Source organism: Aminiphilus sp. (genome assembly GCF_029975095.1).
GTDB lineage: Bacteria > Synergistota > Synergistia > Synergistales > Aminiphilaceae > Aminiphilus.
Genome location: NZ_JARKPW010000116.1, coordinates 1 through 18,361 on the forward strand (window position 1 = coordinate 1; position 18,361 = coordinate 18,361).

Genomic DNA, 18,361 nt, shown 5'->3' on the forward strand with positions numbered 1-18,361 from the left:
TGATTCCCAAACCGCATCGTTCGTGGTGGGCCACGGCATGATACGCTGAATCCCCCATCACGGCCACCGCGAGCCAGGCGGCGTTCCGAACGATGGCGATCTTCGCTCCGATGCTCGCCTCGAGCATGCTCGTGGACATGAACCCGTTCATCGCCTCAAGGGCCGCATGCATGAGCGCGTGCATCTCACCGCTCCGCTTTTCCACCACGTTCGCATTGAGAGCAGCACCGACGACAGCCCGGGTAATCTTCTGCGGCAGATCGCCCGCCAGGCCTCCCACTTCGGTGGCGACGGCCCGCCAGCCCCACTGCTGTAATTGTTCCCGAAGCCGCGTTTCCTCTACAGGCGATGTGGTGGCCGCCAAAAGTAGCGCTGCCCGCCCTGCCTGACTTTCATCGGTTATGGTGAAGCTCAGATCGAGTCGCAGCATCCGGCCGTCGCGCTCCATCTCTTTTGCCTGAACCGACTGATTCTCCACATCTTCACGCCCTTCCATTCGATCTGGCTTTCGCAGTGCGAGATCGAGTGGACGCACCGCATCCATTGCATTATATATCCCAAAACGCTCGAAAGGGCACATCGTTTTGCACATTGCAGACCGAATCGAATTGCGCGACTTGATCGAACGCCATCGCCATTCTATACTTTTCTTGAAGATCGAAAGGAGGTGGGGGTCCCGGCGAAACAACGGCTGAGCGGATCAGCCTCGTGGAGAAGGGAACCATTGTCGGGTACACAGAAGAGGGGAGGAGATTGTTTCATGCGCAAGTTCGGATTTCTTGTACTTCTCGCAGTGATGCTTACGGCGGCTCTCTCCGGTATGGCCTTCGCCAAAGAGTTTCTCTCCATCGCGACCGGAGGCACCACGGGAACCTACTACCCGCTCGGCGGCGGTATTGCGGACATCATCAACCGCAACGTCCCCGAGCTTCAGGTAACCTCCGAGACGGGAAACGCCTCCGCGGCGAACCTCAACCTCATCGGAACGAACCAGATTGAAATCGCCTTCGCACAGAACGATCTGGCCTACTGGGCCTGGAAGGGCGAAATGATGTTCAAGGAGCCCTTCCAGAATATCCGCGGCATCGGCTGCCTCTATCCCGAGCACATTCATTTCATCACTCTGAAGAAGAACCCCGTGAAGGACATCATGGATCTCAAAGGGAAACGTGTTTCCGTCGGCGCTCCCGGATCGGGCGTCGAAGGTGACGTGCGGGCCATGTTCGACGTGGCGGGGCTGAAATACGACGACATGAAGGTCGATTTTCTCGACTTCGCCAACACGACCCAGCGTTTCAAGGACGACCAGCTCGACGCCGGATTCGTCGTGGCGGGATTCCCCACCTCCTCCGTCATGGACCTGGCCACCACGACTCCCATCGACCTCGTCAGCTTCAGCGAGGACTACATCAAGGCACTGCGCGAGAAATATCCCTTCTTCAAGAAGGACGTCATTCCGGCGGGAACTTATGCCGGCGTGGACCACGACACCATGACACCCGCCGTGGTCGCCATGCTCGTCTGCCGGGAGGATCTGAGCGAGGACCTGGTCTACTCCTTCACGAAGACGCTCTGGGAGAACGTGCGTGACCTCGACGCCGTGCATGCGAAGGCGAAACTCATCACTCTCGAAACCGCTCTGGACGGCCTCTCCGTTCCTCTGCACCCCGGTGCGGCGAAATACTACAAGGAAAAGGGTATCGCCATTCCGGAGATCAAGTAGAGCCTGCTTTTTGTTTTGCGCAGTCAAAAACAGAACGAAAAAAGCGGCGGGGATATCCCCGTCGCTTTTTTTCGTTTATGCACCTCACCCGAGCCATTGTTTCCGGCGCAGGCGGTCCAGGCGATTCGCCTCCGCCTCCAGTTCCGCTCTGCTCCGTTCGATCTCGTCCCGCTCCTGTCGCAGAGGAACCGCACTCTCTCGTTCTTCGCCTCTCGGAAGGGTTCGTCGTTCCGCATCAAGGGCAATGCCACGGGAGCGTTCCAACGCCGCCTTTCGACCGGAAACCAGGGATTCCTTCTCACGTGCTGCGGCTTCTCGCTGCTCTTCGAAGCGTTCCGTCCTCGCCCGGGCATCCTTGAACTGCTCCTTTTTCCGCTCCGCTTCCAGGCGCTTTTTCTGATTGGCCTCCTGTCCTTTGCGGACGGTCTCGTGATGGCGGGTCATGATGTTCTCCCGTTCCTCCGCCACGGCGTTCTGGGTCTTCTCAAGAGCCCGCCGCAGGTCTTCGGCGACCTGTGCCCGATCCGAGGCGGTCCCTTTCCGTTCCGTCTCCTTGGAAGAAGTGACATCCACAGAATCGATGCGCATGTTCATCACCTCCCTAGGAACATAGTGTAGCACAAAATCGTGCTTTACCGAGGATTGAAGAGAGCACAGTTCATCCACCCCGTTTTCTGTGAGCACTGATCTGTTCGAGGGAGACCCTGGTCAGCTCCGACCGGGGCAACACGTGCAGAAGTTCCCATGCGAGATCCAGGGATTGTCCGATGTCGCGGTCTTCGTCCTTTCCCTGGGCGAGAAAACGTTTTTCGAAAGCCTCGCCGAACTCCACGTAAGACTTGTCGATCTTCCCCAATTCGTCGGCTCCGACGACCCCGGCGAGAGCGCGGACTTCCTGAACCCGGCTGTAGGAAGCGAAAAGCTGGCTTGCCAGATTCGGGTGATCGTCCCTGGTATAGTTTTTCCCGATGCCGTCCTTCATGAGTCGGGAAAGACTCGTGAGTACATCGATGGGAGGATAGACGGATTGTGCATCCAGTTCCCGGGAGAGCACGATCTGCCCCTCGGTGATGAATCCCGTCAGGTCCGGAATGGGATGGGTGATGTCGTCATTGGGCATGGAGAGGATGGGAAGTTGCGTGAGACTTCCCTGGGCGTCGCGAAGAACACCCGCCCGTTCGTAAAGGGACGCGAGATCGCTGTACATGTACGCGGGATAGCCCTTCCTGCTCGGGACCTCCCCCCGGGCCACGCCCAGTTCGCGCAGAGCCTCACAGTAGTTCGTCATGTCCGTGAGGATGACCAGGACATGCATGCCCAGGTCGAAGGCGAGGTATTCCGCTGCGGAAAGTGCCATCCGTGGCGTGGCGATTCGCTCGATCACAGGGTCGTCGGCGAGGTTGAGAAACATCACGAGGTTGTTCGTCTTTCCCTTTTCCACGAGTTCACGAACAAAAAAAGCGGCGTCATCGTGTTTGATGCCGATTCCCGCGAACACGACGGCGAAGTTCTCGGCGCCGACGAGGCGCGATTGCACGGCGATCTGCACGGCAAGCTGATTGTGCGGCAGGCCGTTTCCGGAAAAAATGGGAAGCTTCTGTCCCCGGATCAGTGTGGTCAGCGTGTCGATGGCGGAGATTCCTGTGTGGATGAAATCCCTGGGATACCGGCGCGCCATGGGGTTCAGCGGAAGGCCGTTCACGTCCCTGGACACGCCCCCATAGACGGGACCACAGTCGTCCCGGGGTTCCCCGAGTCCGGAAAAAGTGCGCCCGAGAATGGATGGCGCCAGGGTGAGACTCAATCCTTTCCCGAGAAAACGGGAACGGGTGGATTCGGGGACGAGTTCGTCCGTGCCGGAAAAAACCTGAACCAAGGTCGCCCGTTCATCGAGAAGAACCACACGCCCCAACCGCTCCCTGCCGGAGGGGACGATGATGGTCACGAGCTCACCGTACCCCACTCCGGGAACACTTTCGACGAGCACGAAGGGTCCCTGAATCTTTTTCAACCCCACATATTCTCTCAGCGCCATGACGGTATGCCTCCACTGGTGGCCACGCGCTCGGCCCCGACCTTTTCGAGTTGCCGATCCAGCTTGTTTCGGATTTCGTCGAAGCTCCCGATTTTTTCCAGGGGAACTTCTCGAAGATGTGTCAACTGCACCACTTCTTCGAGATCACGGAACAACGAGAGGGGAACACCGCGCCGTACAAGCTCCGAAGCTTTCTCGTGAAAATGAAGAATCAGGTCGAGCAATGCAAAGCCGTTCTCGGGAGGGTAGTAGGAATCCGTCCCGAAGGCACTCTGCTGCAAGTAGCCGTTTTTCAAGAGGAACGCCGTGAAGGCGATGAGCTTCTGGTCATCGGGAAGGACATCCTCTCCGACAAGACGAATGACCTGCTGAATTTTCTCCTCCTCCGCGAGAAGTCTGCGGGCCTCCTCACGACAGGCTCCCCACCTGGAATCCACATGGACGGAGAACCACTCCTCCACGTCCTCCGCGTATTCGCTGTAGGATTCGAGCCATCCGATGGCGGGGAAGTGACGTGCATTGGCGAGACGTTTGTCGAGTGCCCAGAAGCAACGGATGAAACGCTTCGTGTGTCGGGTCACGGGTTCGGTGAAATCTCCTCCCGGCGGCGAAACGGCACCGATGATGGAGATGCTTCCCTTCTCGCCTCCCATGGTTTCGACACTTCCCGCCCGTTCGTAGAACTCGGCGAGTCGGGTGGGAAGGTACGCGGGAAATCCCTCCTCCGCGGGAATCTCCTCCAGCCTCCCTGAAATCTCGCGGAGCGCCTCGGCCCACCTCGACGTGGAATCCGCCATGAGAGCCACGTCGTACCCCATGTCCCGAAAGTACTCCGCCATGGTGATACCCGTGTAGATGGAGGCTTCCCGGGCCGCGACGGGCATGTTGGACGTGTTGGCGATGAGAATCGTCCTTTCCATGAGAGGCCTTCCGGACCGCGGATCCTCAAGCTTTGGGAACTCCTCCAGCACGTCGGTCATCTCGTTGCCCCGTTCTCCGCAGCCGATGTAGACCACGACTTTCGCCTCGCACCATTTGGCAAGCTGGTGCTGGGTCACCGTTTTTCCCGTGCCGAATCCGCCGGGAATGCACGCCACACCGCCCTTTGCCAGAGGGAAGAGACCGTCGATGACGCGCTGCCCCGTCACAAGGGGTTCCCGCGGCAAAAGGCGGGAGCGCACGGGTCTGGGAGTCCGCACAGCCCAACGCTGCAGCAGGGGAATATCCCGCTCCCGCCCGAGGGGAGATCTGACCCTTGCCACCACGGAATCGACGCGGCACAGGCCCTCCGGCGCGATCCAGGAGAAGGTCCCTTCGATTCCCGGAGGAACCATGACACGATGCTCGAAAAGAGGAGTTTCCTGAATGACGCCGAGAAGCATTCCCGGAAATGCGAAATCCCCCACGCGTGCCCGCGGAGCGAAATCCCAGGAAAGCGCCGGGTCCACCTGTGGAATCGAAAGTCCTCTGCCGAGATAAAGTCCCTCTCGATCGAGAAGGGTGCGGAGCGGCCGGGCGATGCCGTCAAAAATTTGCCCGATCAATCCAGGCCCCAGGGAGACGGAAAGTGATTCCCCCGTTCCCGTGACGGGTTCCCCAAGGCGCACTCCCTGGGTGTCCTCGTAGACCTGAATGACTGCTTCGTCATCGTCCATGCGGATGATTTCTCCGATGAATCCTCCCTCGCCGACGCGAACCATCTCGCGCATGGCGAAATTTCGCATGCCCTTTCCCCGAACCACGGGGCCGTTGACCGACGTGATACATCCCCTACGTTCCATAATGGCCTCCACGGTACCTCCCTACAGGAGCGGCAGCAGGCGCTGCGCCAGGGTCTCAGTCATCTCCTGCGCTTTGACGTGCCAGTCCGCGAGAACATGAATCTTGCCGTCCTCGGAAGTCAGGGAAATTCCTCCCGAAATCGGGGCGGGCTCGGGATCGAAGGAAACCGTGACGCCTTCGACGGCCGCAACGGCCTTCTCCAGTTCTCTCCCGTACATTCCATCCGCCGGAGCCAAGCGGAAACGGAAGGCGCCCCCGGTGCCGAGATGTTCCAGCGTTTCCTTCAAAAGCCCAAGGAGAATGCCGTCATAATCCTCCCGCTCTCGCAGGGAGACCAGTTCCTCCTCAAGCATGCCCTGGGCATCCTGGAGAAGACGATTCTGAACCCGAAGCCGCTCCCGAACCCGCTCGCGCTCCGCAGCGGCGATCTGCCGCCTCCGGATCTCCTCCGCACGGGAGCGTGCGTCCCGCAGCAGGAGATCCACCTCGGTGTCGAGCTTCTCCGCTTCCCGAGAGTGCCATGTCGCGACATCCTTCTTCACGGTTTCAAGAAGAGAGTGGCTTTCCATATGCGCCCTCTCCACGATGTGGTCTCGAAGACCCGTAAGTTTGTCCGCCTGCAGATCGGTCATTCCATCCTCACTCCTATGGCGTCCTTGACATATCGCGTCAGGAAATCCGCTCCCCGGTCAAAACCATGGCGATCGGGGATTTCCACAATCAGGGGAAGGCCTCCATGTTCCCGAAGCTGTTTCATCAGGTCCGGCACCGCAGCGGCGGCTTTTTCGGTAAAAACGAGAATGCCCAGATCTCTGTCCTTCTCGATGAGGTCCCGAACGATCCGCCTCGTCTCGTCACCGCTGCGGACCAGTACTCCCTCAATACCGGCAATGCGCATTCCCACCAGCGAATCGTGGTTGTCGCTCACGAGAAACGCACGCATGGAACCCTTACACCTTTCCGAGGATCAACAGAGAGACGATGACTCCGTAAATGGCGATTCCTTCGGCGAGGCCGAGGTAGATGAGTGTCGATCCCAACAGTTCCGGTTTCTCCCCCACGACGCCGAGGGCTGCCGCTCCCACCACCGCAACGGCAATACCGGCACCGATGCAGGCCATTCCCGTCGCGAGGCTCGCTCCGAGGAAGGCCCATCCCGAGGCGGCCTGCACGGCGCCGGGTTCTCCCGCTTCCGTAGCGGCCCCGGCACCAATGGCAAGAAGGGACCCTGAAAGGAGCAGCGCAAGAGAAAAGGCAAGACAACCGAGAAGGACACGTTTCGGATCGGCAACCCGTCTCTTTCTCAGAAAACCTCCCGCCACCAGCAGAAGCGCAATTCCCGAACCCGCCAACAACAAGCCCATGATGTTCACGAAGCATGTCTCCTTTCAAAATCGTCTCGATGAAAAAAGATACTCCCGGTCCTTCGACGAGTGGGAAACCGTCTACCTCGCCTTCGAGCGCGACAGATCCCTTCCCGTCCACCCCACGGGCCGGAAAGGGCTTCCTCCGCCCCGGTAAAACTTGCTGAAGAACTCGTAGTACTCGAGTCGAAGCGTCTGGATGAAGACGATGAGTCCCTCGAGACCGACGATGAGAAGATTGCCCAGGAAGAGGAGGAGCACTTTGAGGATCGGTCCTCCCGGGACGTTGTGCACCATGTCCGCAAGCATGAAGACCGCAAGGGAAAGCCCCACGTGGTTCAGTGCAAACGCGGCGAGTCGAACGAAGGACGCCGTATTGCTCAAAAAGGAGAGCAGGCCGTGAAGTACCTCGAAGACGTGCACCACCGGGGATTCTTCCACCTCGGTACTCCGTCGCTTCAGCAACGTCCTTGCGAGAACGTCCCGCAGGAAAATCACGAAAAGCAGGACGAGCAGAAGCGTTCCCCCGATCCACTTCGGAAAGGGCAGAGGGGTTCCGGAAAACGCGCTGAAGGCCATGAGCGCCGCCGACCAGTAGAAGACCAATCCGGCAAGGCCCTGACCGTCGAAGAGCAGCCTGCCGAAATCCCCCTCTCGGTAGCGGGCCACCATGTTGAGGAGCATTCCGAGAGTGACGAAACCGACACCTGCGCCTAGAGAAAGCTTGAGCAGCCTGTCCATGTGCTCCATCGGAGAGAACCAGAGCGGTGGAAGAATGCCCTCCATACCAAAAACACTGCCATAGAGAAAACCGAAGAGAACCGAGGACGCCCCGGCCGTTTTGATGACGGCCCCGATCGCTTTCGTCACCGCACGCCGCTTCATGAGAAAGTGCCCGCCCAGAGCCAGGAGCAGGCCATGCCCCACGTCTCCGAACATGAAGCCGAACATGGCGCAGAAACTCAGCGCCACGAGAAAGGATGGATCCATTTCTCCGTAGGAGGGCAGGCTGTAGATGGCCACGATCTCCTGGAAGGAGCGCACGAAGGGAAGATTCCGCAGAAGTGTGGGCACACGAAAACCGGAGGCGAGCGAGTGCGCCGTCTCCTCCACGAAGACCGCCGTTTTCGGTGCCTCCGCGGCGATGACCGAGAGCACCTCCTCCCGGATGTCCTCGGGAATCCATCCCGAGAGGAGATACATGTCCCCGATCTCACCCCGCCCTTTGCAGAGATCGTACACGCGCTGCATCGTGTAGATCTGGTTGAAAAGAGCGACGAGTTCCTGCCGGTGATCGAAAAGGAAATTCCGTGCGGCTTTCTCCAGTCCTCCGACGGCTCTTCTCCTGTTCGCGATGAGCCGGTCCACACGATTTCCCTCGGCGGAACGGAGCCTCTCGATCATTTGCGCCAGGGGAAAAACCTTGAAATTGACGGATTCGAGAAGTTTCGCCGCCCCATCGCGATAGCCTGGAATGGCGAAACAGAGAACCCACATGTCGCCTCCCTGCACTCTGAGGGGAATGGGCAGGAACGGAACATCCTCGGAGGTCTCCAGAAGACGTTTTCCGTTCTCCTCGGAGATTCTTCCGAAAAAAACCGCCATGTGCCGCATCATCGCGAGATCCTCCAGGGAATGCGACACCGCATGGAGCGTGTCCAGAAGTACTTTTGCGGCTTCCAGTTCCTCCACAGATTCCACCAGTTCCCGCTTTCTTCGCTCCCAAAGATCCAGCTTTCTCACGGCGGCCTCCACCATGCAGCAAGCCTTTTCCAAGGTGAAGGAACGGTCCGACAGGATAGGTGAAGGTTCCGGCAACGTCTCCCCCGCAGCATGCCACACCGAGGCAACTTTCGTCAGCAGCGTGTCGTAGGGATTGTCCGTGGGCGTACCCACCCGGGCTCGCATCTTGCGATCGGACACAAGCAGATCGAGAGGAATCGGCTGAAAACCACCCCGGAGCACCATCTGCCTGGCGACGACTTCCGTCTCCTCTTTCGGACCGGCCAGAGTGAGGGCCAGCATTTTCACCACCGCCACGCGCGTTCACCTCCCGGGACGATCGGACGCACCATGAAGAGCAGTGCTCCTCGCCTGTCGAAGTCGTACCGTACGTCCTCAATGATCGTCTTGAGATCCTGAATCTCGTACCTCCGGAGAAAAAGATAGGCCACAAGGGAATGAAAACCGATGCCGCTTCTCCGGAAAAGCTGTTTCGCCTGCCGCCAAAGATGTTGCTTCATTCTAGTTTCCAGCTCGAAATCTTCCTTGGGGAGCGATTCTCCGAGCGCTCCGCCATAACAGGAGTGCCGCAGAAGGTCCCAAAACGCCTCCGGGTTCTCGGCACGGGAGAGCTTTCGCAAAAAAGGCAAGCCGAGTCGATGGCGCACGGGAAGCAGACGGTTCAGCATCTCCTCGAAATGCATGTCGAAAAAACGGGCGGATCGATGCAGCCACGACACGTTCAACAGGTCCACCATGGTTCCCACGAGGGAAAGAACGCCCGTCCCGTTGCGAGGGTCCACTTTTCCTGCGGCGCGGAAAAGGGCGGACAAAACATGGAGATCCACCGCCGTTTCCGCACTGAAAAGGGAACCGCCCTCGCCGGCGAGCTTGGTCAGAGGTTCCCGCAACACTCTGTAATAGCCGCTCCCCGAGAGAGCCTCCAGAAATTCCTCGTAGCTTCCGGAGGACAAAAGCGCCTCACTCGAAAAAGACGGCTTCGGAATCAGGGCGAAGCGTTGACGCAACTGTTCCCGATCCTGTTTCCTGGAGAAGAGGGAACGCATGGCTCTCTTGAGAAGATCCGCCTCGTAGAGATCAATCCAGCAACGCACGTACGCCCGCTGCTCACCCGTGAGATAGCCGAAAAAAGTCAGAGTCTCCCGCAGGGGAAGCATCTCAAGGACGTCCTCCAGCTCCGCCCTGTGGATCTCCGGAGAAACGGAGAGGAGATGCGGAGCGAATCCAGGAAGCGATTTGAGATACTCCACAATTTCCTGTATCGTATCACAGTGAAGAAGTCTCCAATAGGACTCGTCGGTCAGTAATCTTCCGAAAAAGACATGTACCTTGGCCCCTACGGCAGTCCGCTCTCCCAGGGAAAGAAAACCCGTCAACCGGCCTCCCCTCCCCTCGCCAGATATTGGGAGGCGATCTCCGCAGCAAGGGTTTTGACGACACCTCTGCCGTTCTCCTCGAAACGCCTGGTCAATGCTGCCGCCTCCTGTTGCGCCATCGAGAGAATCTGCGCGGATTCCACATCGGCACTGCTTCGGGCGGACTCGACGATGGCCTTGGCCTGCTCCCTGGCTGCTCGGAGGCGATGTTCCCGTTCCTGGGAAAATTCCTCCCGGATGCTCTTGGAAATACGGTCCGCTTCGTCACGTCCTTCCTCGATGAGGTGGTTCGCTTCGCTCTCCGCTCCCAAAAGAACAGCAAGCACTTCCTGCAACGCGCTCAATATCGACTCACCTCCCCGACGTTCGTGTCCGGACCAGGTAATTTCGTTGGGTTGCCCCCCGAATGGGAAAAAACGGCAATGAAAAACCCCCGCGAAACAACTCTCTTTCGGAGCGCTTCTAGTCTGCGTTTTCGGAACGTTTGGCCATTTTCATGCGGACGAAGTCCTCCCGGTCGCTTTCTTCGAGCGCGTTCGAAATGACCGCGATACTCTCGCCATATCCGGGTATGACCATCTTTTCCAGTGCGTTGACGCGCCGGTGGGTCTTTCTGATCTGCACGGCCAGGCGATACACGCCATTCTCTATTTCGGCCAGGCGGGCAAGAAGGGCGAGCACTTTGCGGAACTCCACGAATGCCCGGTCCATGCTTGCCGAGGTGTCCCAAAAGGAATAACAGGGCCTCGGCGCGCCGTCCATCGGATCAATCTCGGGAATTTCCACTCCCATGACGGAACGAAGACGGACGATGAATCCCTTTTCCTCGGGAATGGCCAGGGCGATTTCCTCCACCGTCTCGATGCCCAGCGTGATGTTGGCCTTCTGCAATGCTTTGTACGCACCGTCAAAGACCTCCGCGACCTTGCTCTGGAGTTCCCTGGCCTCATCAATGTGGCGGACGAGTTCCATCATGAGAACCTGTCGCTTCTGCTCAAGCAGATCGTGCCCCTTTTCCGCGAGTTTCAGGGCACGAAAAGCCTTCATCATGCTCCCTCTGGTGGGTGGCAGTTTCTCTCTCATGGGACCGCGAAAAGAAGCGTCACCGAAAGGTCAGGAACGTCGCCGGAGGCGCCACCAGAAGGAGGTGGGGCTTTCCCGGACGATTTCCATGCCGATTTTCTGCAACACCCTGTGGGAAGGGACGTTGTCCTTCGGTGTCTCCGCGATGAGCGCCGTCACGCCCCCGTTCTTGAACACCCAGGTCGCCACCACCCGCATTGCCTCGGTCATGAATCCCTTGCTGCGATACGGGGTCGCCGTACCGTAGCCGACCTCGACCTCACCCGACTCGTTCGGCGCTCCCTTGAAACAGAAGCTCCCGACGATGCTGTTCTCCTCCTTGTAGATGACCTGCCATTCCGTGTACCAGTAATATCCTTCGGGACAACGCATCGTTCCGGCGTACATCTCCTCCCGGGCAAGCCGCAGTTCCTCGCTCGCCTCCACCCGGTTCGACGCGACTCCCAAACGTCGACAGAGGTCTTCCGGGTTTTCGAGCAACAACCGGAGATGTTCTCCATCAAGGGCCACCAGACGCAAGCGTTCGGTCTGCAATTCGATCATGCATGTCGCCTCCTCATGGTACCGTCGGAAGATAGGCCAAGGGATCGACGGATTTTCCGCCTTTCAGAACATGAAAAAACAGAACCCGCTCCTGCGTTTTCTCGCCTCGCGCCGCGGTTCCGATGCGCTGCCCCTTCGTCACGAACTCACCCGGCCTGCAGTAGAGCACGTCCAGATTGCCGTAAAACGTCGTCAAGCCTGCCGCGTGAGCCAGAAACACCGTATTACCGAACCCTTTCATCCATCCCGCCTGAAGCACCTTGCCTTCGGCGGCGGCATGCACGTCGTTCCCTTCGGAGAACGCGATGGCAATGCCCGAACTGGAGGCTTCCGCCCCTGCGTCGAGGAGCCCCGCTTCGAACGTGCGTACCACACGCCCTATTGCAGGCCAGGACAGAGGTTGCACCGCAGGCGAGCCTGTCGGAGCTGCCATCCCGGAAGAGATTTCCACGCGAACCGAACCGAGCGTCTCCTCGCCGCCTTCGGCCTCTCTCTTTGCCGGGGTCTCGGAGAGCGGAATTTCCGTCGCCACCGGCGGCGTTTCCAGGGACAAAGCCGCCGCATTCTGAAAATCCACCGAAATCACCAGATCTTCTCCCGGGGGGATTCTCAGGGTCATGCCCACGGCCAACGGGGCCTCGGCAACCAGAGCGTTCAGTGAGGCGATTTTTTCCACCGAAACGCCATAGCGTCTCGAAAGGGCATAGAGCGTTTCTCCTCGTACAACGACATGCTCCCGCCACCGTCGCGAGCCATGAGATTGTACACCCTGATCGAGAGGAATGCTCACTGCCTCAGTGTCTTCCCGCGAAGGAAACGACTCCGACGTGCCATCCCCGGACGTGGAACGTGGTTCCTCCTCTGCGGATTCTACTCGTATCGGTTCCTCCACGTCCACACCCATACCGGCGCCGACCGCACTTCCCGCCACGGCACCGGGAAACGCCGTCGAAGCCTGTCCTCCGTCCGTTGCGGGCGCGACGGCGTTTCCCTCGTTTCCGGGGAGCTTCTCGGAAAAAAGTTTTCTCCGCTGCACTTCCACAAGGGTTGCCACAAGCAGGGAGCGGTTCCGGGGAACAAGCAGAAGCATTCCTTCATCGAGAGCGGACACGGTCTCGTCCAGTTCGTTCGCCGCCAGGAGTTCCGCCGCTTCCAAGCCGTACTGTCCGGCAATGCTCTCCGGAGTCTCTCCGGCGCGAACCCGGTGCTCCATCCAGGGCAATTCTCCGGCCCAGAGGAGTGTCGCCGCGAAAAATACACTCACCACAGTACCCACGCATCCGCTTAGCCGACGCATCACGACGGACTTTTGCACGGTCGTACTCCTTTCAAAAGCATGGATTGCCCTGCTGTTTCTTCAAGGTCGTCCTCCCCCGGAATCCTCTACGGTGCGGAGCGGAACGAGCAAGATTCATGTCTCGGGAAAAAACGCGAGGACGACGAAAAAGGGCAAAGGAAAGGACCGGATATGCCGTGTCCTTTCCTTTGCCCTTTCAAAAACAAGGTGTTTTTCGCTCGTTTCATTTCACGCTCGAATACGGCCCCTGGGGCGAACGCCGGAGAAGCATCCGCAGTGTGTTCCGCGCAGCGTTCCATTCCGCGTCCCTTCTTGATGCACCCTGTCCCTTTCCGAAGGACATCCCTCCGGCACGTACTTCCACCTCGAAAAGGGGGGCATGTTCCGGCCCTGACATGCCGAGGAGATGGTAGCCGTAATCCGTGACGCGACGTTCCGCGAAAAGGATTTGGAGTTTCGATTTGGGATCGATGGTCTCCTCGACTTCCAGTGTTCGTAGAACGACGAGAAACCGCCGGATCACCTGTTGTGCCGCCGCGTATTCCCCGTCGAGGAAGACGGCGCCGAAGACCGCCTCCGAAGCATCCGCACAGATAGAGGGATTCTCCCTCCCCCCCTGGCGCTGCAACCCTCTCCCGAGCCGAAGGAGGTGAGGAATCCGCATCTTCATCCCCCATTGGGCAAGGGTCCTTTCACAGACGATCCGAGCGCGCTCCTTCGTGAGTTCTCCCTCGTTCCACCGGGGGAACTCGTCGTACAAAATCTCGGAAACGGTCAATTCAAGCACCGCATCCCCAAGATATTCAAGCCGCTCGTTCCAGAAAGCCACCCCTGCCTCATGGGCGAAAGAGGCATGTGTAAGCGCCTCCACAAGAAGTTCTGTCTTCCGGAAACGGTGGCCAAGCTGGTCCTGAAAGGCATCGAGCCCTCTCAGCCACCAGTCGTCACGGGTTCCGTCGGCGTACATTCGTTTTAGTCCATGTAGCGGGAGAAGGCGAGCACGCAGTTGTGGCCGCCAAAGCCGAAACTGTTGGAGAGGAAGCGCTTCACGTCCTTTCGCACGGCATTTTTGCCGACGACGTGGACAGGGCACTCCGGATCCTGTTCCTCCAGGTTGACCGTGGGATGCACGATCCCCTCGACGAGGGACTGGATGCCCGCAATGGCCTCAAGAGCCCCTGCAGCGCCCAGGCCGTGCCCGACCATGGACTTCGTGGAGTTGACGAGAACGTTTTCGTTTCTCTCCCCGAAAACTCGGGAGATAGCCAATGCCTCGGTCCTGTCGTTCAAGGGTGTGGACGTGCCGTGGGCATTGATGAGATCCACCTGTTCCGGCGACCATCCGGCGCTTTCGAGAGCGAGCTGCATGGCCCTTATGGCTCCCTCTCCGTCCGGACTCGGCGCCGTGATGTGATAGGCGTCGCAGGATGCCCCCACGCCGACGATCTCCGCCAGGATGGTGGCATTCCGTGCCTTGGCGTGTTCGAGTTCTTCCAGCACGAGAACTCCCGCGCCCTCCCCGAGGACGAACCCGTCCCGCTGTACGTCGAAGGGCCTCGACGCGTGTTCGGGGTCGTCGTTCTTCGTGGAGAGGGCCTTGATGGCGGCGAAGCCCGCGACGCAGATGGGTGTGATCCCCGCCTCAGCGCCGCCGGCGAGAATGACGTCCGCCTCGCCCCGACGCATGGCATGATAGGCCTCGGCAACGGTGTTGTTCGCCGTGGCGCACGCCGTGACGACACAAATGTTGGGACCCTTGGCACCGTAGCGGATAGCCACATATGCCGCGGGCATGTTGCTGATCATCATGGGAATGAAAAAGGGACTCACCCTGGAAGGACCTTTTTCAGTGAGATCCTTGTATCCCTCGTTGGTAGTGGTGATGCCGCCCTCGGCACTCCCCACATAGACGCCGAATTTATAAGGATCCAGACTCTTCACGTCGAGGCGCGCATCGTTGATGGCCATTTCCGCCGCTCCGACGGCGAACTGAATGACCCGGTCCGTTCTCCGGATCTCCTTGCGCTCCATATAGAGCTCGGGATTGTATTCCTTGACCTCCGCCGCAATGCGCACGGGAAAATTCTCCCTATTGAACAGCGTGATGGGACCGACGCCGCTCCTCCCCTCGCAGAGAGCCCGCCAGTAGTTTTCTCGCCCGTGTCCGATAGGACTCACTACACCCAAACCGGTGACAACGACTCTCCTCAATCCGAGTCACTCCTTCGCATTCCTGTTTTCAGAATGCTCTATGTTCGTACATCCGCCAAAGTCCCCCCGAGAGAGCGGCACATCGTACGGATCTCTCGGGGGGATTGCTTCTCTCTATTCCTCGACTCCGAGCTTGTTCTTGATGTACTCCATCGCCTCACCGACATTGGTGAGCTTTTCTGCGTCCTCGTCGGGGATTTCGATATCGAACTCTTCTTCGATACCCATGATCAGCTCGACGATATCGAGAGAATCCGCACCAAGATCCTCCACAAAAGAGGCCTCGGGAGTAATCTGCCCTTCTTCACAATCCAGGCGATCTACGACGATTTCCTTGAGACGGGTTCTGACTTCCTCCATGTTCATCTCGTTCACCTCCTTTTCTACCATCTCAGCACATGGTCATTCCGCCGTCAACGGCAATGACCTGTCCGGTGACGTACGCGGCATCCTCGGAGGCGAGAAACGCCACCACTCTCGCCACATCCTCCGGCGTTCCCGCCCTTCCGAGGGGAATACGCTGCAGCATTTCCCGCTTGAGGTCCTCCCCCAGGGACGCGGTCATATCCGTCCCGATGAATCCGGGAGCCACGGCGTTCACCGTGATGTTTCTTCCCCCGTATTCCCGGGCGACGCTTTTCGTGAAACCCAGAATCGCCGCCTTGGAGGCGGCATAATTCGCCTGTCCAATGTTGCCGACGAGCCCGATGACGGAACTGATGGAGATGATCCTCCCCCAACGGTTTCTGCTCATATCCCGAAGGGCTTCGCGGGTGCACAGGAAGACGGAGCGAAGGTTCGTCTCGAGAACCGCATCCCAGTCGTCGTCCTTCATGCGCAACAGAAGCGTGTCCCTGGTAATGCCCGCGTTGTTCACGAGAATGTCCACGGGGCCCAGATCAGCCTTGATCTCCGCGAAGAGTTTTTTTGCCTGCGCCGCGTCGGTGACGTTCGCCTGGTAGGCGGCAATGCGCACTCCCATCTCGCCGGCGTTTCGGACAAGCTCCTCCGCAGGCCCTGCGGAGGCATTGTAGTTGACCGCCACGGAAAATCCACGACGAGCCATCTCCAGGGAAATCGCCCTACCTATCCCACGGGCACCTCCCGTGACGAGAACAACCTTCGGAGACGCTTCGGAAGAAGACGATTCCGGCCGTTTTTCCACGTCATCGCCCTCCCTTCAGAAGTTCGGCGAGGGCGCGACACTCGCCGGAATCCCGCACATTCAAAGTGGTCGCGTTTTCAAGGGTCCGCTTGACGAGACCTGAAAGCACATTCCCCGGACCGAATTCAATAAAGGTTTCCACACCGAGGCGTTCCATCGTATGAATCGATGCGACCCATCTCACGGGGTTGAAGGTCTGCCGATACAGTGCATCCCTTACGGCGTGCAGCTCCTCCACAGGTTCAGCGTTCACATTCGCCACGATGGGACAGGAAGGGCGATGCCAGGAAACTTCCTTGAACGCGCTCTGGAGCATACGCGCCATAGGTTTCATCAAAGAGCAGTGGAACGGAGCGCTCACTTTGAGGGGAATCGCTTTTTTCGCTCCCCGCTCTTTTGCCCGTTTTACCGCTTCGTCCACCGCTTCCCGGTGTCCGGAGATCACCGTCTGGTTCGGTGCGTTGTAGTTCGCGGCCTCACAGACCCGGCCCTCATCGGAGATTTCGCGACAGGCGGCTTCCGTTTCCTCCGCGGAAAGGCCCATAATGGCCGCCATGGCACCCACACCGAGAGGCACCGCTTCCTGCATGAGCTTTCCCCGAAGATGCACGAGCCGCACCGCATCCTCAAGGGCGAGCGTTCCCGCGGCGACATGTGCGGTATACTCGCCGAGACTGTGTCCCGCAGCGCAAATCGGAGCTGGCGTAACACCCAATTCCTCGACGAGAACGGAATGCAGGGCGATCCCCACGGTCATGATGGCGGGCTGCGTGAACTCCGTCTTCTGCAGTTCGCTTTCCGGCCCGTTGAGGATCATGTCGCTCAGAGGAAACCCCAAAGCACCATCGGCAACCTCGAACACCCGGCGTGCCGCGGCAAATTCCTCCAAGAGCGTTTTCCCCATGCCGACCTCCTGTGCGCCTTGCCCGGGGAAAAGAAACGCGTATTTCATGATCGACCTCCCGTCTCTCCTTCAGAACCTCGAAACATCAACGAGCCAGACGCCCCAAAACCTCACGAGCCTGTTCGAACATCTCTTCAATGATCTGCCCGGCAGGCTTCACGTCCTTCACCAGGCCCGCGACCTGCCCGGCCATGACGGATCCCCATTCCACATCACCCTCCACGACGGCCTTGCGCAGACGCCCCGCCCCGAGGCGCTCAAACTCCTCCAGGCCGGCGGAGGTTCTCTCCAATTCCTCGAACGCCTGGGAAAGTTTGTTTTTCAGGCAGCGGACGGGATGCCCCGTGGGACGCCCTGTCACCGTCGTGCTCCGGTCTCCCGCCTTGAGGAGCATCTCCTTGTAGTTTTCGTGGGCCGTGCACTCGGCGGCACAGACAAAACGAGTCCCCACCTGTACACCCTCTGCGCCGAGGGCCAATGCGGCAGCGATTCCGCGGCCGTCCGCGATACCTCCCGCGGCAATCACGGGCACGGAGACGGCGTCCACCACTTGCGGCACCAGGGACATGGTGGAGGTTTCGCCGATGTGTCCTCCCGATTCCGAGCCTTCCGCGACCACAGCGTCCGCCCCCTGTTTGACCACTCTCTTCGCGTGCGCCACCGAGGCGATCACGGGAATGACCACGGTTCCCGACGGCTTCAGGCGGTCGATGATTTTCCCGGGAGCGCCTGCTCCGGTGGTGACCACGGGCACCTTGTGTCGTTCCGCGAGAAGCAATGCGTCCTCGGCCGTCGGAGAGAGGAGCATGATGTTCAGTCCAAAGGGTTTGTCCGTGAGCGTACGAATCTTGACGAGTTCCTGGTCCAGAATCTCCGGCGGCACGTTCGCCGCGGCAATGATGCCGAGACCGCCTCCGTTGCTCACCGCAGCCGCAAGCTGGGCATCCGCGACCCAGGCCATGCCTCCCTGGAGGATGGGATAGTCAATACGAAGCAGCTCGTTCAGTCTCGTGGAGAATCGCATCACCCTTCACCTCACACTTCCAGGAGAATCGCACCGTAGGTCATGCCCGCTCCAAAGCTATTGATGACCATCTTTTGCCCTTTCCGGATCCGGCAGTCGTCGAGCGCTTCA

The 18,361-nt window shown here is 59.3% G+C and carries 20 protein-coding genes; 1 reads left to right on the forward strand and 19 read right to left on the reverse strand.

From position 1 onward, the window contains the following. Positions 1 to 496 (reverse strand): HutP family protein (locus tag Q1K49_RS06900; protein WP_300524360.1); only part of this gene is annotated, 496 nt, incomplete at its 3' end. Positions 497 to 760: 264 nt separating this feature from the next. Between Q1K49_RS06900 and Q1K49_RS06905 the strand changes: the two genes are divergently transcribed. Next, positions 761 to 1,723 (forward strand): TAXI family TRAP transporter solute-binding subunit, encoded by a 963-nt coding sequence (locus Q1K49_RS06905; protein WP_300524362.1) that lies wholly within the window; start codon positions 761 to 763, stop codon positions 1,721 to 1,723. Positions 1,724 to 1,807: 84 nt separating this feature from the next. Here Q1K49_RS06905 and Q1K49_RS06910 read toward each other — a convergent pair whose 3' ends face one another. The 18 genes from Q1K49_RS06910 to fabK form a co-directional block, all read right to left on the reverse strand. Next, positions 1,808 to 2,311 carry a hypothetical protein gene (locus Q1K49_RS06910; RefSeq protein WP_300524365.1) on the reverse strand — a complete coding sequence of 168 codons (504 nt, stop codon included), beginning with the start codon at positions 2,309 to 2,311 and terminating at the stop codon, positions 1,808 to 1,810. 70 nt (positions 2,312 to 2,381) lie between these two features. Then, complete coding sequence (locus Q1K49_RS06915; protein ID WP_300524368.1) at positions 2,382 to 3,758, reverse strand: V-type ATP synthase subunit B; 1,377 nt, start codon at positions 3,756 to 3,758, stop codon at positions 2,382 to 2,384. Continuing rightward, a complete protein-coding gene (locus Q1K49_RS06920; protein ID WP_300524371.1) occupies positions 3,749 to 5,551 on the reverse strand; it encodes a V-type ATP synthase subunit A in 1,803 nt (600 codons plus the stop codon). The genes Q1K49_RS06915 and Q1K49_RS06920 overlap by 10 nt, the downstream gene beginning before the upstream one ends. A gap of 9 nt (positions 5,552 to 5,560) precedes the next feature. Then, entirely contained in the window at positions 5,561 to 6,172 is a 612-nt protein-coding gene (locus tag Q1K49_RS06925) for a V-type ATP synthase subunit E (RefSeq protein ID WP_300524373.1), read from the reverse strand. Next, complete coding sequence (locus Q1K49_RS06930; RefSeq protein WP_300524375.1) at positions 6,169 to 6,483, reverse strand: V-type ATP synthase subunit F; 315 nt, start codon at positions 6,481 to 6,483, stop codon at positions 6,169 to 6,171. The genes Q1K49_RS06925 and Q1K49_RS06930 overlap by 4 nt, the downstream gene beginning before the upstream one ends. A gap of 7 nt (positions 6,484 to 6,490) precedes the next feature. Next, positions 6,491 to 6,904 carry an ATP synthase subunit C gene (locus Q1K49_RS06935; protein WP_366146051.1) on the reverse strand — a complete coding sequence of 138 codons (414 nt, stop codon included), beginning with the start codon at positions 6,902 to 6,904 and terminating at the stop codon, positions 6,491 to 6,493. A gap of 81 nt (positions 6,905 to 6,985) precedes the next feature. Further along, positions 6,986 to 8,944: a V-type ATPase 116kDa subunit family protein gene (locus tag Q1K49_RS06940; RefSeq protein ID WP_300524377.1), complete on the reverse strand. Its 1,959-nt coding sequence runs from the start codon at positions 8,942 to 8,944 to the stop codon at positions 6,986 to 6,988. Continuing rightward, a complete protein-coding gene (locus Q1K49_RS06945) occupies positions 8,932 to 10,023 on the reverse strand; it encodes a V-type ATPase subunit (RefSeq protein WP_300524380.1) in 1,092 nt (363 codons plus the stop codon). The genes Q1K49_RS06940 and Q1K49_RS06945 overlap by 13 nt, the downstream gene beginning before the upstream one ends. After that, a complete protein-coding gene (locus tag Q1K49_RS06950; protein ID WP_300524382.1) occupies positions 10,020 to 10,367 on the reverse strand; it encodes a hypothetical protein in 348 nt (115 codons plus the stop codon). The genes Q1K49_RS06945 and Q1K49_RS06950 overlap by 4 nt, the downstream gene beginning before the upstream one ends. A 118-nt stretch (positions 10,368 to 10,485) precedes the next feature. Further along, on the reverse strand, positions 10,486 to 11,106 hold the full coding sequence (locus Q1K49_RS06955; protein ID WP_300524385.1) for a V-type ATP synthase subunit D: 621 nt from the start codon (positions 11,104 to 11,106) through the stop codon (positions 10,486 to 10,488). Positions 11,107 to 11,136: 30 nt separating this feature from the next. Further along, a complete protein-coding gene (locus Q1K49_RS06960) occupies positions 11,137 to 11,649 on the reverse strand; it encodes a GNAT family N-acetyltransferase (RefSeq protein WP_300524388.1) in 513 nt (170 codons plus the stop codon). 13 nt (positions 11,650 to 11,662) lie between these two features. Next, positions 11,663 to 12,964 (reverse strand): LysM peptidoglycan-binding domain-containing M23 family metallopeptidase, encoded by a 1,302-nt coding sequence (locus tag Q1K49_RS06965; RefSeq protein WP_300524391.1) that lies wholly within the window; start codon positions 12,962 to 12,964, stop codon positions 11,663 to 11,665. Positions 12,965 to 13,169: 205 nt separating this feature from the next. Then, the gene (gene rnc, locus Q1K49_RS06970; protein WP_300524394.1) at positions 13,170 to 13,913 is read right to left on the reverse strand and encodes a ribonuclease III; all 744 of its coding nucleotides are present in this window, start codon (positions 13,911 to 13,913) and stop codon (positions 13,170 to 13,172) included. 5 nt (positions 13,914 to 13,918) lie between these two features. Further along, positions 13,919 to 15,157: a beta-ketoacyl-ACP synthase II gene (gene fabF / locus Q1K49_RS06975; protein ID WP_300524397.1), complete on the reverse strand. Its 1,239-nt coding sequence runs from the start codon at positions 15,155 to 15,157 to the stop codon at positions 13,919 to 13,921. Between the two features lie 114 nt (positions 15,158 to 15,271). Continuing rightward, positions 15,272 to 15,523, reverse strand: a complete 252-nt coding sequence (acpP, locus tag Q1K49_RS06980) for an acyl carrier protein (RefSeq protein ID WP_300524399.1) — start codon at positions 15,521 to 15,523, stop codon at positions 15,272 to 15,274. A 25-nt stretch (positions 15,524 to 15,548) separates the two neighbouring features. Next, complete coding sequence (fabG, locus tag Q1K49_RS06985) at positions 15,549 to 16,322, reverse strand: 3-oxoacyl-[acyl-carrier-protein] reductase (protein WP_300524402.1); 774 nt, start codon at positions 16,320 to 16,322, stop codon at positions 15,549 to 15,551. Between the two features lies 1 nt (position 16,323). Then, entirely contained in the window at positions 16,324 to 17,274 is a 951-nt protein-coding gene (gene fabD, locus Q1K49_RS06990) for an ACP S-malonyltransferase (protein ID WP_300524405.1), read from the reverse strand. Between the two features lie 37 nt (positions 17,275 to 17,311). Next, a complete protein-coding gene (gene fabK / locus Q1K49_RS06995; protein ID WP_300524407.1) occupies positions 17,312 to 18,250 on the reverse strand; it encodes an enoyl-[acyl-carrier-protein] reductase FabK in 939 nt (312 codons plus the stop codon). Positions 18,251 to 18,361 lie beyond the last annotated feature (111 nt).

Coding starts and splice junctions, on each gene's coding strand:
- fabK (WP_300524407.1), bottom strand. CDS start 18,250: ATGCGATTCTCCACGAGACTGAACGAGCTGCTTCGTATTGACTATCCC.
- rnc (WP_300524394.1), bottom strand. CDS start 13,913: ATGTACGCCGACGGAACCCGTGACGACTGGTGGCTGAGAGGGCTCGAT.
- Q1K49_RS06935 (WP_366146051.1), bottom strand. CDS start 6,904: ATGGGCTTGTTGTTGGCGGGTTCGGGAATTGCGCTTCTGCTGGTGGCG.
- Q1K49_RS06925 (WP_300524373.1), bottom strand. CDS start 6,172: ATGACCGATCTGCAGGCGGACAAACTTACGGGTCTTCGAGACCACATC.
- Q1K49_RS06960 (WP_300524388.1), bottom strand. CDS start 11,649: ATGATCGAATTGCAGACCGAACGCTTGCGTCTGGTGGCCCTTGATGGA.
- Q1K49_RS06910 (WP_300524365.1), bottom strand. CDS start 2,311: ATGCGCATCGATTCTGTGGATGTCACTTCTTCCAAGGAGACGGAACGG.
- Q1K49_RS06915 (WP_300524368.1), bottom strand. CDS start 3,758: ATGGCGCTGAGAGAATATGTGGGGTTGAAAAAGATTCAGGGACCCTTC.
- Q1K49_RS06955 (WP_300524385.1), bottom strand. CDS start 11,106: ATGAGAGAGAAACTGCCACCCACCAGAGGGAGCATGATGAAGGCTTTT.
- acpP (WP_300524399.1), bottom strand. CDS start 15,523: ATGAACATGGAGGAAGTCAGAACCCGTCTCAAGGAAATCGTCGTAGAT.
- fabD (WP_300524405.1), bottom strand. CDS start 17,274: ATGAAATACGCGTTTCTTTTCCCCGGGCAAGGCGCACAGGAGGTCGGC.
- Q1K49_RS06905 (WP_300524362.1), top strand. CDS start 761: ATGCGCAAGTTCGGATTTCTTGTACTTCTCGCAGTGATGCTTACGGCG.
- Q1K49_RS06930 (WP_300524375.1), bottom strand. CDS start 6,483: ATGCGTGCGTTTCTCGTGAGCGACAACCACGATTCGCTGGTGGGAATG.